This is a genomic window from Pseudomonas sp. ASL9, from assembly GCF_056680335.1.
On the sequence record NZ_CM155277.1, the window covers coordinates 1,414,608 to 1,431,213 of the forward strand.

13 protein-coding genes are annotated in these 16,606 nt (G+C 58.0%); 11 read left to right on the forward strand and 2 right to left on the reverse strand.

The window, feature by feature from the left end; translation table 11 throughout:
- Positions 1–17: 17 nt before the first annotated feature.
- Both dapC and AC1ME2_RS06630 read left to right on the forward strand, forming a co-directional pair.
- Positions 18–1,211, forward strand: a complete 1,194-nt coding sequence (gene dapC / locus AC1ME2_RS06625) for a succinyldiaminopimelate transaminase (RefSeq protein WP_480439988.1) — start codon at positions 18–20, stop codon at positions 1,209–1,211.
- A gap of 137 nt (positions 1,212–1,348) precedes the next feature.
- Entirely contained in the window at positions 1,349–2,095 is a 747-nt protein-coding gene (locus AC1ME2_RS06630) for a M12 family metallopeptidase (RefSeq protein WP_480439989.1), read from the forward strand.
- Between the two features lie 8 nt (positions 2,096–2,103).
- Here AC1ME2_RS06630 and AC1ME2_RS06635 read toward each other — a convergent pair whose 3' ends face one another.
- Positions 2,104–3,750, reverse strand: a complete 1,647-nt coding sequence (locus tag AC1ME2_RS06635; protein WP_480439990.1) for a Na+/H+ antiporter — start codon at positions 3,748–3,750, stop codon at positions 2,104–2,106.
- 632 nt (positions 3,751–4,382) lie between these two features.
- Between AC1ME2_RS06635 and arnB the strand changes: the two genes are divergently transcribed.
- The 9 genes from arnB to AC1ME2_RS06680 all read left to right on the forward strand — a co-directional run bounded on the left by arnB (position 4,383) and on the right by AC1ME2_RS06680 (position 14,914).
- Positions 4,383–5,531, forward strand: a complete 1,149-nt coding sequence (gene arnB / locus AC1ME2_RS06640; protein ID WP_480439991.1) for a UDP-4-amino-4-deoxy-L-arabinose aminotransferase — start codon at positions 4,383–4,385, stop codon at positions 5,529–5,531.
- Complete coding sequence (arnC, locus tag AC1ME2_RS06645) at positions 5,528–6,544, forward strand: undecaprenyl-phosphate 4-deoxy-4-formamido-L-arabinose transferase (RefSeq protein WP_480439853.1); 1,017 nt, start codon at positions 5,528–5,530, stop codon at positions 6,542–6,544. The genes arnB and arnC overlap by 4 nt, the downstream gene beginning before the upstream one ends.
- A complete protein-coding gene (gene arnA, locus AC1ME2_RS06650) occupies positions 6,541–8,532 on the forward strand; it encodes a bifunctional UDP-4-amino-4-deoxy-L-arabinose formyltransferase/UDP-glucuronic acid oxidase ArnA (protein ID WP_480439854.1) in 1,992 nt (663 codons plus the stop codon). Before arnC ends, arnA begins: the two co-directional genes overlap by 4 nt.
- Positions 8,532–9,416, forward strand: coding sequence for a 4-deoxy-4-formamido-L-arabinose-phosphoundecaprenol deformylase (gene arnD, locus AC1ME2_RS06655; RefSeq protein ID WP_480439992.1), 885 nt, complete (start codon positions 8,532–8,534; stop codon positions 9,414–9,416). Before arnA ends, arnD begins: the two co-directional genes overlap by 1 nt.
- Positions 9,413–11,059, forward strand: coding sequence for a lipid IV(A) 4-amino-4-deoxy-L-arabinosyltransferase (gene arnT / locus AC1ME2_RS06660; protein WP_480439993.1), 1,647 nt, complete (start codon positions 9,413–9,415; stop codon positions 11,057–11,059). The genes arnD and arnT overlap by 4 nt, the downstream gene beginning before the upstream one ends.
- Entirely contained in the window at positions 11,056–11,400 is a 345-nt protein-coding gene (arnE, locus tag AC1ME2_RS06665; protein WP_480439994.1) for a 4-amino-4-deoxy-L-arabinose-phosphoundecaprenol flippase subunit ArnE, read from the forward strand. The genes arnT and arnE overlap by 4 nt, the downstream gene beginning before the upstream one ends.
- Positions 11,397–11,810, forward strand: a complete 414-nt coding sequence (gene arnF / locus AC1ME2_RS06670) for a 4-amino-4-deoxy-L-arabinose-phosphoundecaprenol flippase subunit ArnF (RefSeq protein WP_480439995.1) — start codon at positions 11,397–11,399, stop codon at positions 11,808–11,810. Before arnE ends, arnF begins: the two co-directional genes overlap by 4 nt.
- Positions 11,807–13,183: a UDP-glucose dehydrogenase family protein gene (locus AC1ME2_RS06675; RefSeq protein WP_480439996.1), complete on the forward strand. Its 1,377-nt coding sequence runs from the start codon at positions 11,807–11,809 to the stop codon at positions 13,181–13,183. The genes arnF and AC1ME2_RS06675 overlap by 4 nt, the downstream gene beginning before the upstream one ends.
- Before the next feature lie 153 nt (positions 13,184–13,336).
- Positions 13,337–14,914, forward strand: coding sequence for an ArnT family glycosyltransferase (locus AC1ME2_RS06680; protein ID WP_480439997.1), 1,578 nt, complete (start codon positions 13,337–13,339; stop codon positions 14,912–14,914).
- A 39-nt stretch (positions 14,915–14,953) separates the two neighbouring features.
- Here AC1ME2_RS06680 and AC1ME2_RS06685 read toward each other — a convergent pair whose 3' ends face one another.
- Complete coding sequence (locus AC1ME2_RS06685; RefSeq protein ID WP_480439998.1) at positions 14,954–16,417, reverse strand: ArnT family glycosyltransferase; 1,464 nt, start codon at positions 16,415–16,417, stop codon at positions 14,954–14,956.
- Between the last annotated feature and the right edge of the window lie 189 nt (positions 16,418–16,606).

Consider the following 16,606-nt stretch of genomic DNA (forward strand, 5'->3'; position numbering starts at 1 on the left):
ATTGAGACCCATCACCCATGAATAACGCCCTGCAACAGCTCCAGCCCTACCCGTTCGAAAAACTCCGCGCCTTACTCGGCAGCGTGACGCCCAATGCCGACAAACGCCCTGTCGCACTGTCCATTGGCGAACCGAAACACCGCTCACCAGCCTTCGTCGCCGAAGCGCTGGCGGCCAATCTCGATCAGATGGCGGTCTATCCGTCCACGCTCGGCATCCCGGCACTGCGCGAAGCTATTACCGCCTGGTGTGAGCGCCGCTTTGGCGTGCCCTCCGGCTGGCTGGACCCAGCGCGTCACGTGCTGCCGGTCAACGGTACTCGCGAAGCCTTGTTCGCCTTCACCCAGACAGTGGTCAACCGCAGCGACGACGCACTGGTGGTCAGCCCTAACCCATTCTATCAAATCTATGAAGGCGCAGCCTTGCTCGCCGGCGCACAGCCGCATTATCTGCCGTGCCTGGCGGAAAATGGCTTTAACCCGGATTTCGACGCGGTGTCCGCAGACGTCTGGAAGCGCTGCCAGATCCTGTTCCTGTGTTCGCCCGGCAACCCGACTGGCGCACTGGTACCGATGGAAACCCTGAAAAAGCTGATCGCACTGGCTGACGAATACGATTTCGTGATCGCCGCCGACGAATGCTACAGCGAGCTGTACTTCGACGAGGAGACACCACCTCCAGGCCTGCTGAGTGCATGCGTGGCACTTGGCCGCAAAGACTTCAAACGTTGCGTCGTGTTCCACAGCCTGTCCAAACGCTCGAATCTGCCAGGACTGCGTTCAGGTTTCGTGGCCGGCGATGCCGACATACTTAAAGCCTTCTTGCTTTATCGCACCTACCACGGTTGCGCCATGCCGGTTCAAACCCAGCTGGCAAGTATCGCCGCATGGAATGACGAAGAGCATGTACGTGCCAACCGCACGCTGTATCGGGAGAAGTTTGACGCCGTACTGGAGATCCTCGCCCCAGTGCTCGACGTGCAGCGCCCCGACGGTGGTTTTTACCTGTGGCCCAATGTCGGGACCGATGACACTGCGTTCTGCCGTGACCTGTATGTCACCGAGCATGTCACCGTGGTACCAGGCTCTTATCTGTCCCGCGAAGTCGACGGTTTCAACCCAGGTGCCGGGCGGATACGCATGGCGCTGGTTGCACCATTGGCCGAATGTGTTGAAGCCGCCAAACGTATTCGGGATTTCATCACACGTTGATGAATTCGCGCCACAGCCAATCGCTGTGGCGCGCCGTATGCTGCCAGATGCCGAAAGCACCTTTGCAGTAGATATGTATAGACACTGCGGTGTTTTTTTGGAAAACAATGAAACCTCATCAACAAGGAGGTTTCATCATGAACGACATGCTGTGCGCCATGAGGCACTTGAAGGATCAGCAGGCCTCATACGAGACCGCTATCGCAGAAAACCCGACCAATGCGCAAGCATCTGCTCCCGGCAGCCGCAAGAAGCGCGCCGTCGGGCATTTTTCCAGGTTCTGGGCCAATGGCCGCACCCTGAAAATCGGCTTTACCGATAACGACCTGTCCGAACACCACAAACAAGCCATTATTGCCGCTATCAACCAGTGGCAACCCTTTGTAAACCTGACGTTCGAGTTTATCGATGGCCGGGAAGACACACCGGGCTATGGTAAAGGTGACATCCGAATCACGACTGACTCCAGCGCGAACTACACCCTGATCGGGACCGATGCCAAGGCCAACGACCCGTGGACTCCTACGATGGTGCTGGGTGTCAAACCATCGGACCCGAAGTTCCAATACACCGCCATGCACGAGTTTGGCCATGCACTGGGGGCCGAGCATGAACATCAGCACCCGGAAGCCGATATTCCCTGGGACGTGCCGAAGGTGTACGACCACTACGCGAAGGCCGGTCATTCAGCCGAAGACGTCGATGAATCGGTGCTCCACAAATTCGAATCGAACAAAACGACCTACACCGCTTACGACAAGCAGTCGATCATGCATTATCCGGTGCCCAACACCATTACGATCGGTGACTGGGAAGTGGGCCTCAATTCGATGATCAGCGATAAAGACAAAGCCTTCATGCGCAAGGCTTATCCAAAAAGATAAGTGGGTGGCTATTTAACCGGCCCCAGATTTGCCTCACTCAAGTCCAACTCGCCTAATATCTGACGCAACGCGTCATCGCCTATCCGGTGATGGCGGCGCAGGCTGTACAGCTCCAACCGCTGCGCACGCAACGCGTGTAGACGCAGGCGCCTTTCCAACTGATCCATTTGCCAGGCCAGCGCCTGCGCTTCGGAGGTGTCATTGAACACCTCGAGATGATGGCGGTATTCAGACATGATCCGCGCTTTGACTTCCATCGCCATTGCGGCTTGCGCTGCGTCGAGGGTGACACTCGTATCGGCCAGTTCTTCAGCTTCCAGGGCGTGAATCGCCGCTTCAGCGGTGCGCCTCCAGGCGTCTCGAACCTCACGCTTCATGGCGTGGTCCGGGCTTTTAGCGACGCCGCGCAGCAACAATGGCAAGGCGATGCAGGCCGCAATCAATGACAGCAGAATGACGCCCGCCGCGATAAAGATCAGCAGATCACGCTCAGGAAAATCTGCCCCGACACCGATCAGCAGCGGCACTGACATCACACCCGCCAGTGTCACAGCACCTCGCACGCCGCCTACAGTCAGCAACCATGAAGAACGCGCCGTCAGCTCAAGCGCTGACTCGCCGCGATCCCCCCAACGCCTCAAGCCGATCATCAGCCGCCAAATGCTCTGCACCCATACATACCGTAACGCCAACAGCACCAGAAAAATCGCCAGCACATCCAGACAACGCCACAACAGGGTTGGCCAGAGCGACACTTCATGGCTAGCGACGGCCTTGATGATGTCTGGAAACTGCAGGCCCAGCAGCAGGAAAATCAAGCCGTTGAAGGCAAATTCCAACAGCGCCCAGACGCTGCGATTGAGCAGCCGCGTACTGGTCTGTCTCGGCAACAGGTCAAGCCAGCTTTGCATCATCCCGGCCGCCACGGCCGACAGAATCCCCGAAGCACCTAAGCGTTCAGCCAGGACATAGGCGGCGAACGGCAGCAGCAACATGAACACTACGTGGGTCGCTGGGTCATCCCAGCCACGAGCGATCATCCAGCCACGCAAACGCCCCACCAGCCAGCTCAATGCCACACCGATAGCCAAACCACCACAGGCGACCAAGACAAATGTCAGGCTGGCATTGGCAAGCGAGAACACGCCCGTCACCGCCGCCGCCAACGCAAACTTGAAGGTCACCAGGCCAGAGGCATCATTCATCAAGGCCTCGCCCTGAAGCATATGCATTATCGGTGCGGGCAGCCGATCCTGGGCAATCGCCGACACCGCCACGGCATCGGTCGGCGACAGCACAGCCGCCAGGGCGAAAGCTACTGGTAAGGGGATGGTTGGTATCAGCCAATGGATAAAGAAACCGGCGCCCACCACCGTAAACAGGACCAGCCCGACCGCCAGGGTAAAAATCGGCCCGCGAAAACGCCACAACTCGCGCTTGGGCATGCGCCAGCCATCGGAGAACAACAGCGGAGGCAAGAACAGGAACAAAAACAGCTCAGGGTCGAGCGCAACATGCAGACCCAGTGTCGGCCACGCCAACAGTGCCCCGGCAGCAATCTGTAACAAAGGCAATGGCAATGGAATCAACCGCGCCACTAGCCGCGAGACACCCACCAGCATCAGCAAAATGAGGACGGTATAGGCTGTTTGCATAAAACGGAGTTCCTCGTCGTTCAACAACCGGCGAACGCATGCACACAAGCAACCGCACACCCTCGAAGCGCTATACTACCGCCTTAAACTGGCATCACACTGCGGCAAAAAAGTAGTAACCTTGACACTCCTTACTGGAAGAACAGGGTAACAATCGACGTCTGCATTCAGTTGAAAAGCAAACCGCTTAACGAGAACGATTATTTTTTAATGCTTTACACGCGCTACAATATTCGTCATTTTGCAGACAGTATTTGTTCAGGTTCGGCCGGTTATTATTGAGTCAGTCTGCCAGTAAGGTCCGAGCGCAAGTGTAGGAAATTCTTCGGAATTACCTTACCGCGCGCGTTACTTCGGTAAATTTTCGCCTTCCACTGTCCAGCTCTTGACTCGCGAAGTGAAGCCACACCCGAACCACCGCAAAACCGCCATCTACAGAGCGTACAGAATCGTGCGGAAGGTGAACGTAATTTTCACTATCGCTGAACTATGCTTAACAGGGATTTCATAATGGGGCGCCTTTACCGATTTGGTCAGTACGGCCCCACGTACTTTCAAAGTAAACAGTCTGGATGAACATTGCAGACGGCTCGCTGCTAAAGCCGTGGTGCTTTCCTGCGCTAGAGGATCGTATGACTCAAAGCTTCCTTCCCTTCTCCCGTCCGAGTATCGGTGACGAGGAAATTGCCGCCGTCGAGCAGGTTTTACGCTCCGGTTGGATCACCACCGGCCCGAAAAACCAGGAGCTTGAACAGCAATTTGCCGAGCACGTGGGCGCTCGTCACGCCGTGGCCCTTTCGTCTGCCACGGGCGCGATGCATGTCACGTTGCTCGCCTTGGGCATTGGCCCGGGCGATGAGGTGATTACCCCCTCGCAAACCTGGGTGTCCACCGCGAACATGATCTGTTTGCTCGGCGCGACCCCGGTATTCGTCGACGTGGACCGCGATACCCTGATGAGCGACCTGGCCGCCATTGAAGCCGCCATCACCCCGCGCACCAAAGCCATCATCCCGGTGCATTACGCCGGGGCCTCCTTTGATCTCGATCCCCTCTACGCGTTGGCTGAGCGTCACGGCATCCCGGTGATCGAAGATGCCGCGCACGCGGCGGGCACGCTTTACCGCGGACGCGCGATCGGCGCCCAAGGCACCGCGATTTTTTCGTTCCACGCGATCAAGAACATGACCTGCGCCGAAGGCGCGATGTTCGTCAGCGATGACGAGAACCTCGCCAACCGGGTCCGCATGCTCAAGTTTCACGGGCTGGGCGTAGACGCCTACGACCGCATGACCCATGGCCGCAAACCGCAGGCGATGGTCATTGAGCCCGGCTTCAAATACAACCTGGCCGACATGAACGCCGCCATCGCCCTGGTGCAGCTCAAGCGCCTCGGCGAGATCAATGCCAAGCGCGAGGTCCTGGCCCAGGCCTACCTCAAGCGTCTGGCAGGCTTGCCGATCCAGCCGCTTCTGCTGCCAAGCTATCCGCAGCAGCATGCCTGGCACCTGTTCATCCTGCGCATCGATGCCGAGCGCTGTGGCCTGGACCGCGAGGCCTTCATGAAAGGCTTGCAGGAGCAGAATATTGGCACGGGCATTCATTTTATCGCCACCCACCTGCACACCTATTACCGCAACCGCTTCCCGTCGGTCCAGTTGCCCAACACCGAATGGAACTCCGCGCGCCTGTGCTCGATCCCGCTGTTTCCCGACATGACCCTCGACGACGTCGAGCGCGTCGCGTGCGCCATTGAAACCACTCTGGAACGAAGCCTGTGAGACCTTATCCGATTAAGTGCGTTTCGATCGTCATCCCGGTCTACAACGAAGAGCAGAGCCTGCCCGAGTTGTTGCGCCGCACCGAAGCGGCCTGCGCCCAGTTGCACCATGAATTTGAAATCGTGCTCGTCGACGACGGCAGCCGCGACGACTCCGCGCAAATCCTCCAGGACGCCGCCGAGCGTGAAGGCAGCTCGATTGTCGCGGTGATCCTCAACCGGAACTACGGTCAGCATGCGGCCATCATGGCCGGCTTCGAGCAGTGCAAGGGCGATGTGGTCATCACCCTGGACGCCGACCTGCAAAACCCGCCGGAAGAAATTCCGCGCCTGGTCGCCCAGGCCGAGCTCGGCTACGACGTGGTCGGCACCGTGCGCAGCAACCGCCAGGATTCCGCCTGGCGCCGCTGGCCGTCACGCTTGATCAATCTGGCCGTGCAACGCTCCACCGGCGTGGCCATGAGTGACTATGGCTGCATGCTGCGGGCGTATCGACGCACGATCGTCGACGCCATGCTGGCCTGCCGCGAGCGCAGTACGTTCATCCCGATTCTGGCCAACAGCTTTGCCCGCCACACCACCGAAGTGCTCGTCCCGCACGCCGAGCGTGAACACGGCGATTCGAAATACAGCACCATGCGCCTGATCAACCTGATGTTCGATTTGATCACCTGCATGACCACCACGCCCTTGCGCCTGCTGAGCATCCTGGGCTTCAGCATGGCCATTCTCGGCGTGCTGTTCGCCGTATTGCTGATCGGTTTGCGCCTGATATTCGGCGCCATCTGGGCCGGCCAAGGCACCTTCGTATTGTTTGCCGTGCTGTTCGTGTTCACCGGTGGCCAGTTCATCGGCATGGGCCTGCTGGGCGAATACCTGGGCCGCATGTACAGCGATGTCCGCGCCCGCCCGCGTTTTTTCATCGAAAAAGTGCTGCGCAGCCCGCCCGCGACGTCCGCTGTAACTGGTAACAGCTCACACCCGTCTTCATCTTCCACTCAGGTCACGTTATGAATCCTAAAGCTGTCGTCTTTGCCTATCACGATATTGGCTGTGCTGGCATCGAAGCCTTGCTCACCGCAGGCTATGAAATCGCTGCCGTGTTTACCCATGCCGATGACCCGAAGGAAAACACCTTCTACGGTTCAGTCGCGCAATTGTGTGCACGCAAAGGCATTCCGGTGCACGCGCCGGAAGATGCCAACCACCCTCTGTGGATTGAGCGGATCAGCAAACTCAACGTTGACTACCTGTTCTCCTTTTACTATCGCCACCTGCTGGGTGAGCAACTGCTGGCCTGCGCGAACAAGGGCGCCTTCAACCTGCACGGCTCCCTGCTCCCGCACTATCGCGGCCGCGCCCCGGCCAACTGGGTCCTGGTGAACGGCGAGACCGAAACCGGCGTGACCCTGCACCGCATGGTCAAGCGCGCCGATGCCGGCGCGATCCTGGCCCAACAGCGCGTGGCCATCGAACGCGCCGACACCGCCCTGACCCTGCACGGCAAGCTGCGCGAGGCCGCTGTCAGCCTGTTGCGCGACGCGTTGCCGCTGCTGGCCCAAGGCAAGTTGAGCGAAACCGCCCAGGACGATACCCAGGCGTCTTACTTCGGTCGCCGCACCCCGGCTGACGGCCTGCTGGACTGGAAGCGCCCGGCCGAACAGTTGTTCAACCTGGTGCGCGCCGTAACCCAACCCTACCCGGGGGCGTTCTGCCCGGTGGGCGAACACAAACTGATCGTCTGGAGTGCCGACGTCGTTGCCGGCAATGAAGGCATCGCCCCAGGCCGGGTGATCAGTTCCGATCCCCTGCGCATCGCCTGTGGCGAAGATTCCTTGGTGATCACCGCCGGTCAGCGCGGCGATGCCGGGCTCTACCTCAGCGGCCCGCAACTGGCCCGCGAACTGGGTCTGGTCGAAGGCTCGCGCATGGTCGGCAGCGAGTCGGCACGTGCCGTGCGTCGCACCCGCGTCCTGATCCTGGGCGTCAACGGCTTTATCGGCAACCACCTGTCCGAGCGCCTGCTGCAAGACGACCGCTATGAAATCTATGGCATGGACATCGGTTCCGACGCCATCGACCGCCTGCGCAGCCACCCGAACTTCCATTTCGTCGAAGGCGACATCAGCATCCACTCCGAGTGGATCGAATACCACATCAAAAAATGTGATGTCGTGCTGCCGCTGGTGGCCATCGCCACGCCGATCGAATACACCCGCAACCCGCTGCGCGTCTTCGAACTCGACTTCGAAGAAAACCTGAAGACCGTGCGTTACTGCGTGAAATACGACAAGCGCGTGATCTTCCCGTCGACCTCCGAAGTGTACGGGATGTGCACCGACCCGAATTTCGACGAAGACACCTCGAACCTGATCGTCGGCCCGATCAACAAGCAACGCTGGATCTACTCGGTCTCCAAGCAATTGCTCGACCGGGTGATCTGGGCTTATGGCCAGAAAGGCCTGCGCTTCACCCTGTTCCGTCCGTTCAACTGGATGGGCCCACGCCTGGACCGTCTGGACTCGGCGCGGATCGGCAGCTCGCGAGCCATCACCCAACTGATCCTGCACCTGGTGGAAGGCACCCCGATTCGTCTGGTCGACGGCGGCGCACAAAAACGCTGCTTCACCGACGTGGCTGACGGCATCGAAGCCCTGGCACGCATCATCGAAAACCGTGATGACAAGTGCAACGGCCAGATCATCAACATCGGCAACCCGGACAACGAAGCCAGCATCCGTCAGTTGGGCGAAGAACTACTGCGTCAGTTCGAAGCTCACCCACTGCGCTCGAACTTCCCGCCGTTCGCCGGCTTCCGTGACGTCGAAAGCCAGTCTTTCTATGGCACCGGCTACCAGGACGTGACCCACCGCAAGCCAAGCATCGACAACGCTCGCCGTCTGATCGACTGGGCCCCTACCATCGAACTGAGCGAAACCATCGGCAAAACCCTGGACTTCTTCCTGCAAGAAGCGATGCTCGAAATCGCGGATAAGCGCTGATGCAGGCAGGATTGCGCATTGATGTGGACACCTATCGCGGCACCCGGGAGGGGGTGCCGCGGTTACTGGAAATGCTCGATGAGGCGCAGGTAAAAGCGACCTTTTTTTTCAGCGTGGGTCCGGACAATATGGGGCGCCATTTATGGCGTCTCTTCCGCCCTCAGTTTCTCTGGAAAATGCTGCGCTCACGGGCGGCCAGCCTGTATGGCTGGGACATTCTCGTGGCCGGCACTGCATGGCCGGGTAAACCCATCGGGCGTGATCTTGGCCATTTGATGCGTCAAACCCTGGATGCGGGTCATGAAGTCGGCCTGCATGCCTGGGATCATCATGGCTGGCAAGCCAATGCCGGGCGCTGGAGCGACGCTGAGTTGATCGAGCAGATTCGCCGGGGAGTGGACTGTCTCAGCGACATTACCGGCCAGGCCGTCGAATGTTCTGCTGCCGCCGGTTGGCGGGCTGATGAACGCGTTGTTCAAGCCAAGGAGTCATTTGATTTTCGCTACAACAGCGATTGTCGCGGGCACAGTCTGTTTCGGCCAAGGTTGGCCGATGGCAGTCTGGGCACACCCCAAATTCCGGTGGACTTACCCACCTTCGACGAGGTCGTCGGCCCTGATCTGAGTGCCAGCGATTTCAACACATTCATTCTCGACCGATTCAAACCGACCGGGCTGAATGTCTACACCATTCACGCAGAAGTAGAAGGGATTCTGATGGCTAACGACTTCCGTCAACTGCTGGCCCAGGCGCGCTTGCAAAACATCGTGTTCCAACCCCTTGGCAACTTGCTGCCAGGCCAGGTCTCAAGCCTGCCAGAAGGGCAATTGGTACGTGGCGCACTCGGCGGCCGCGAGGGTTGGCTGGGAGTACAGCACGCATGACCCGGCGCTGGGCGCTTCCCTTGCTGCTGCTTGCGTTTTGTCTGGCTTTTCTACTCCCGCTGACCTCTCACGGCCTGTGGATTCCGGACGAGAGCCGCTACGCACAAATCAGCCAAGAGATACTTCTCAGCGGCGATTGGATTTCACCTCATTTCATGGGGTTGCGTTACTTTGAAAAACCCATCGCCGGCTACTGGCTGATTGCAATCGGTCAGGCAGTATTTGGTGAGAATTTATTCGGCGTGCGCATTGCCTCTGTGCTCAGCACTGGGCTCAGCGTTGTGCTGACTTATCTGATTGCAAGGCGCTTATGGAGCGATCCACGCAAGAGCTTTGCCTGCGCCCTGCTCTACATGAGCTTCGGTTTGATCGCCAGCCAAGCGGGCTACGCCAATCTCGATCCGCAATTCACCCTATGGGTGAACCTGAGCATGGTTGCGCTCTGGTTCGCAGTCCACAGCACCGGTCGGGAACGGCTGACCAGTTGGGCGTTGCTGGGCTTGGCGTGCGGCATGGGTTTCATGACCAAAGGCTTCCTCGCCTGGCTACTGCCTGTCCTGATCGCACTGCCCTACATGCTCTGGCAAAAGCGCTTGCGCGAGCTGCTGATATACGGGCCGCTGGCTGTCGTCGTAGCGGTTGTGGTGTGCCTGCCCTGGGTACTGGCGGTACAAGCACGCGAACCGGACTTCTGGAGCTTTTTCTTCTGGCACGAGCACATCCGCCGCTTCACTGCGGACGACGCGCAGCACACTCAGCCGTGGTGGTTCTACCTGCCGATACTGGTCGTTTCCAGCCTGCCATGGGTGGCACTGCTGCCAACAACGCTCATAGAGGGATGGCGAGCCAGGCATCAGGCGAATACCGGCTTTTTATTGCTCTGGATGTTGCTGCCGCTGGCCTTTTTAAGCATGAGCAGAGGCAAGCTGCCCACCTACCTAATGCCGTGCCTGTTACCGCTGGCCCTGCTCATGGGTTACACGCTGATAGACCAGGTGGAGAAAGCCAAAAGCAGGATAATGCGTATCAATGGCCTGCTCAATGTGATGCTCGGCGTGATCGGTTTGCTCGCATTGGTCTATGTGCAGCTCAAACAACCGGTCTATGAAAACGAACCGCTGCATGTGTTCCTGGCGGCGATTGCCCTGACTGGTTGGATCGGTGCCAATGCCCTGCCAGCAATTAACCCCCGACTCTGGTGGGCCGCGCCCGCGCTCGGCATTTGGCTGCTAGTCGCTCTGCTGCCAGCGGCCCTGCCCAACAGCCTGGTCTTCAACAAAACGCCCGACCTGTTCATTGCCCGACATGCGCAGGAACTCAGCCAGACACGGCAGTTGCTCAGTAACGATCTCGGCGCTGCTTCTGCCCTGGCGTGGCGTGTGCAACGACCTGAAGTGGTGCTGTACAACACAATCGGCGAGGTCAAATACGGCCTATCCTACCCAGACGCCTCCGGTCGCACGGTCGGGCTTGAAGATGTCCAGCAATGGATGACTCAGGCTCGGCGCGAGGGCTCCGTGGGGGTAGTGATGCGGGTGAAAAGCGACGACGAAGTGCATGAGGTCGACTTACTGCCCAAGGACGGCAAGCGTTATGAAGAAGGTAATATCGTGATCCTGATCTTTGCGCAGTCGCAACCATGACCTTGTTTCTCTTGTTCGCGGCTTGCCTGCTGAGCTGTTTCGGCCAGATCGCGCAAAAGTTTGCCGTGGAGAGTTGGCGCGGGCAAAGCCCCGGCATTCTTCTCGCTGCGCGCTCTCTATGGCTATGGCTGGCGCTTGCCTGTCTCGGCTTCGGATTGTTGTTGTGGTTGCTGGTTCTGCAGCGGCTGGAAGTGGGCATTGCCTACCCGATGCTGAGTTTGAACTTCGTGCTGATTACCTTGGTGGCCCGGTTCTTGTTCCATGAGCACATCGATGGCCGGCATTGGCTAGGCGTTGCGTTGGTCATTGCGGGCGTTGTTCTGCTGGGACGGCAAACATGAGGCTGCAACGCGGTATCGCCCTTGCCATGGGCAGTGTGTTGTTGGTCAGCAGTGCACAACTCGGCATGCGCTGGAGCATGACACGCCTCCCCTCCCCCACCCAGTGGGTCGATGCGCTGGGCAATGGCACTATTGATCCACTGGCTGCGGGCATTGTCATTGCCTCGATCCTTGCCTATGCCCTTTCCATGCTTTGCTGGCTTCTCGCCTTGCGAGACCTGCCGCTGGGCCGCGCCTATTCCCTGCTCAGTATCAGTTACGCGCTGGTCTATCTGCTGGCGGCCAGCCTGCCGTTTTTCAACGAACACTTTAGCGTGTCAAAAACACTGGGGGTGACCCTGATCATCCTGGGCGTCATTACGATTAACTCGCAACGCAATTCAGTGACAAATTCTAGGAACTCCGTATGAAAATCAGCGTATTCGGTAGTGGTTATGTGGGCCTCGTACAAGCGACAGTTCTGGCTGAAGTCGGTCATGATGTCATCTGCATGGACATCGACGAGAACAAGGTCAAGCAACTTCAACAGGGCCATGTCAGCATCTTCGAGCCAGGCCTTGCAGCCCTTGTAAGGGAAAACCTGGAAAGCAAGCGCCTGCATTTCACCAGCGATGAAAAGCTGGCCATCGAACACGGTCAAGTGTTGTTCATCGCTGTCGGCACGCCTTCAAGCGATGACGGCTCAGCAGATCTCAGCGCTGTTTTCGCCGTCGGTGAAGCGGTTGCGCGTCATCGCGTGGAACCGCTGATCCTCGTCGAGAAGTCCACCGTGCCCGTGGGCACCGGCGACGCCCTGCGCATTCATACGGAAAAAGCATTGGCTGGCCGAGCATTGGAGTTCGATATCGTCTCCAACCCCGAATTCCTTAAAGAAGGCTCGGCCGTTACCGATTGCCGTAAACCAGACCGCATCGTGATCGGTTGCGAACGTGAAGAAGTGCGTGAGGTCATGCGCGATCTCTATGCACCGTTCAACCGCAACCACGACCGCATCATTTTCATGGATCTGCGCAGCGCCGAGCTGACCAAATACGCCGCCAACTGCATGCTGGCGACCAAGATCAGCTTCATCAACCAGATCGCCGAACTGGCCGAGCACCTCGGCGCCGATATCGAAGCCGTGCGTCTGGGGATCGGTGCAGACTCCCGCATTGGTTATCACTTCATCTACCCTGGCGCCGGCTATGGCGGGTCGTGCTTCCCTAAAGATATGCGTGCCTTGATTCACAGTGCTCAAGAGGCACGTTGCTCAAGCGATCTGCTGGAGGCCGTGGAAGCCATCAACCAACGGCAGAAAACCAAGCTGTTCGAGCGTGTAAACGCCTTCTTTAAAGGTGACCTGAAGGGCAAGACTTTCGCGATCTGGGGCCTGGCATTCAAACCCAATACCGACGACATGCGCGATGCCCCTAGTCGCGTATTGATGGAAGCATTGTGGGAAGCTGGCGCGGATGTACGTGCCTATGACCCCGAAGCCATGCAGGAAACACAACGTATCTATGGCGATCACCCTCGCTTGGCCCTGATGGGTACACCAGAGTCAGTACTGAGCGGCGCCGATGCCTTGATCATCTGCACTGAATGGCAACAGTTCAAGGCCCCAGACTTCAAACTTATCCAGGAGCGCCTCAAAACACCGGTCATTTTTGACGGACGCAACCTCTACGACACCGAGCGAATGGCACGCAAGGGTTTCCACTACTTCCCAATGGGACGTGGCGATTCTCGCAACCTGCCGATCCCCCAGCAACAATGGAACGCCGATAGCAACACGCCCGAGTGACCTGGCGATCAGAGCCTGCCTTTAGCGGGCTCTGATCCCATGCGCGACGGGAGTTTGTGAGCGCTTCTTTCGGGGCGCTCTGATGGTCTTATCTTTGCTTGGAGTTACACATTGGCATCGCTACCTTTGATAAGGCCCTCATCGGGCTCTTTGGTGACCCTGCGCCAGCAATCTCTCGGCTTGGGAATTCTCGCACTGCTGCTGTTCATTGCAGGAAACTACCAACAGGCCGCGATCGGTTTCGATTCACGCTTCGTACTATTTGCTGAAGAAATGTTGCGCCATGGCCCAGTTTTTTTCCCCACGACCTATGGCCAGCCTTACGCAGACTACTCTGCGACCTCTACATTTTTTATCTATCTGCTTTCGTTGCCTTTTGGGCGAGTAATCAGCCTGACGGCCTGGTTGCCTACCGCCATCGCTTCAGCGGTGATGGTGTCGCTGATCTACCGCCTGATCGCCCCGTACTCACGTCAGTGGGCGTTGCTGAGTATTGCCCTGCTCTTGCTGAGCAATAATTTTATTACTGAAACACGGGCGGTGTCGCTGGACCAGATGCTCGCGACAGTGGCCTTCGCAGTCTTCTATCTGGGCTACGCAACAGACCATTTCGAAGCGCCCAGGCGCATGGGCTGGATCCTCGCGTTACTGGTGCTGGGGTTCGCCATTCGCGGACCGATAGGGTTGGTGGTACCAACGGGAATGTTGTGTAGCTATTACGTGTTGAATGGCCAGTGGCGGCGTTTTTTCACGTTTGGGTTACTGGCACTGGCAATATTGGTGACGTGTATCGGGGTACTGTTGCTGCTTGCCAACATTAGTGGTGGCTCGGCATTTATGCATGAAGTCGTGCGCATGCAATTCAGTTCACGCATGGATGGCTCTGAAGGATCGAGCAGCCCGCTGTACTACTTCAGCAGTTCGGTTGGCAACTACGCACTGGCATACCCCCTGGCCATTCTGGTGCTGGCCGTAACAGTGCTGGTCGGGCGCAAGCACAAGACCCCGGCACTTCGGCTGTTGCAGTTTTGCACCGTCGCGGGGCTGATCATAATGATCGGGCTATCCATACCTCAGGCTAAAAAAGCACGCTACATGCTGCCGATGATACCGATGGCGGCGATTATCGCGGCCTATCCTTTTCAGGCAGTCGAGGGGCGTTTATTTGCCTGGTTACGTGGTTTGATGCTGGGGATTTGGTTGCTGCTGCCGGGTTTGTTGATCGCTGGATTGCTGGTGGCACGTCAGCGCTTTCCCGAACAGTTGACGTCGATAAGCGTGGTATTGACTGTACTGGTAGTGTTGCAGCTTGTCGCATTGGCCCTACTGTTCAAGCAGCAATGGCGGACTGTCGGCCTGGCATTCTGTGCAGTGCTGGCCGTGTGGTCGAGCTACATACTGGTCTTCGAACCCGTAGAGCGTCAGCTTTACGACACCCGTACCTTTACCCTGGCCGCACGTGACTTGATCCAGCGTGACCCTGCACCTGTGGTTCTGCATCGCTTGGGGAAAGACGCGAAGGCCATCAAGTTCATGGTCAACATTCCCGAGGACCTGAAGCCCATGTTCACCGAGTCGCCTGCCGAACTCGATGCTGTGCAGGGGCCCGCATGGCTGGTAATGGACCAGACGGATTACCAGACGTTGCACGGCACCCGATTGGCTGCGCTGCAGCCTCTGCTAAGTGGTCGGTTCGATAAGAATGACTACGTGCTGCTGCACCTGCCGTAGGCTTTATCGAATGCGCCGTAGCGCATTCGATAAACCCGCTTATTGCCCGACGAAATAATAGTCGCGCTGGCCGACAGTGATTTTTTCCACCACCTTCAAGGGTGCCGCAGGCTCGCTGCGGTTTTCCATGATTGCAACGTTGCCGGGCGCTGCGCGGAGAAACTGAGCCAGCTCATCCTCGGACCGCAAGGCCTCAAGCCTGCTCTGGCTGTAGAACACAGTGGCGCCAGCCAGCCGTTCGCTGGGGTTGAACAATACAACATGCTGCCCCTTGGCTTGCATCGCCTTGATCTGTGCAGTCAATGGCAGGAAGGACTCGTTGCGATCCGCACGTGGCGCCAGCCACAAGGCGGCGGCCAAGTAACCTAAAATCACTGCACCCAGCACCCCAAACACCAACGCGCGCCGATGGCGTAACAGCCTGCCTGCGAAGGGCGAAGACGGGGCACGTTCTTGCAACCCCTTAAACAGCACCGCAGCATACTCGGCGGCAAGCACTGCCGCTGCGGGAGTAAGTGACATCAGATAGACCATGCGCTTGCTGGAGGCAAGGGTCAGCAAGGCGAACTGTGCCAACAGCCATAGACTGAAGAACAAGAGGTAGCGATTACTCACCAAGGCTTTGCGGAAGTGCCAAAGCCCGAAATAGACCAGCAGGTTCCATGGCAGAAACGCTTGCGGCAGCTTGACCAAATAGTAATAAAACGGCTCAAAGTGGCCGGCGCTTTCAAACGAGCCACTGAAACGACCGACACTGTTGGCCCAGAGCACATCACCCAGCATCTGCAGGCCGCCGCGCTGATACAAAAAACCCAGCCATACCAACAGCGGTATCAGACCGAGCAGGGTAAACAGCGCTGGACGCAACCAGTTCGAAACAGTGAGTCGCTTTTCGAGCACGCTCTCGCCGACCAGATAAGCAAAGATCACTACACCCGGCAGCGCAAGACCTAACACCCCCTTGCTCAACGTAGAGATCATGATCCCCGACGCGAACAGTAACCAGGTGCGCAGCGCAAAATGCCTTTGCTCAGTCTGTTGACGGCTGGCATGAAAAAACGCCAGCAGTGCCAGCGTGACACCAAGGCTGAGCAGCGCATCCTCACCGACCTGCCTGGCATTACTCAAGTAACTGGCCGTGGTAGCCATCAAGATCGCGGCGGTCCAGGCGATTGTCGCTGGCCGTCCGAGCTTGCGCAACATGGCGTAAAGCAGCATCAGACTGAACAGACCCGCGAATGCTGAAGCCAGTCGCACCGCCAGCGGTGTCGCACCAAATAGGCGAATGGCACCGGCATCGAGCCACAGACTCAGCGGTGGCTTTTCCAGAAAAGGTTGTCCGTTGAGCTGGGGCACTACCCAGTCGCTATCGAGATGCATCTCCATAGCTATGCCCGCTACGCGGGGTTCAGCCGAGCCTTGCAATTGGTGGTTACCCAATGCAAAGAAAAACAACAGACACCCCAGCACAAATAAAATAAAAGTAGGTAAAGGAGTACGCATCAAGTCACCAAAGAGAAAGGTAAGGCCCCAAAAAAAAGCGGAGTTGTGTGCCACAATCGAGATGCCTGCAAGTGAATCAATTGCAGGTCCGACGCGAAGGGACGGGAGTTTATCCGATCGGATATTGAAATTTCGTTAAGATCGCCAACCGACCCCAAAAGAGACAGCCGGAGCGTCAAATACATGGAC

What these genes read in the sequence shown, in the direction of transcription:
- arnA (WP_480439854.1), top strand. Translation starts at nt 6,541, where the DNA reads ATGAATCCTAAAGCTGTCGTCTTTGCCTATCACGATATTGGCTGTGCT.
- arnD (WP_480439992.1), top strand. Translation starts at nt 8,532, where the DNA reads ATGCAGGCAGGATTGCGCATTGATGTGGACACCTATCGCGGCACCCGG.
- dapC (WP_480439988.1), top strand. Translation starts at nt 18, where the DNA reads ATGAATAACGCCCTGCAACAGCTCCAGCCCTACCCGTTCGAAAAACTC.
- AC1ME2_RS06635 (WP_480439990.1), bottom strand. Translation starts at nt 3,750, where the DNA reads ATGCAAACAGCCTATACCGTCCTCATTTTGCTGATGCTGGTGGGTGTC.
- arnB (WP_480439991.1), top strand. Translation starts at nt 4,383, where the DNA reads ATGACTCAAAGCTTCCTTCCCTTCTCCCGTCCGAGTATCGGTGACGAG.
- AC1ME2_RS06675 (WP_480439996.1), top strand. Translation starts at nt 11,807, where the DNA reads ATGAAAATCAGCGTATTCGGTAGTGGTTATGTGGGCCTCGTACAAGCG.
- arnE (WP_480439994.1), top strand. Translation starts at nt 11,056, where the DNA reads ATGACCTTGTTTCTCTTGTTCGCGGCTTGCCTGCTGAGCTGTTTCGGC.
- AC1ME2_RS06685 (WP_480439998.1), bottom strand. Translation starts at nt 16,417, where the DNA reads ATGCGTACTCCTTTACCTACTTTTATTTTATTTGTGCTGGGGTGTCTG.
- AC1ME2_RS06630 (WP_480439989.1), top strand. Translation starts at nt 1,349, where the DNA reads ATGAACGACATGCTGTGCGCCATGAGGCACTTGAAGGATCAGCAGGCC.
- arnF (WP_480439995.1), top strand. Translation starts at nt 11,397, where the DNA reads ATGAGGCTGCAACGCGGTATCGCCCTTGCCATGGGCAGTGTGTTGTTG.
- arnT (WP_480439993.1), top strand. Translation starts at nt 9,413, where the DNA reads ATGACCCGGCGCTGGGCGCTTCCCTTGCTGCTGCTTGCGTTTTGTCTG.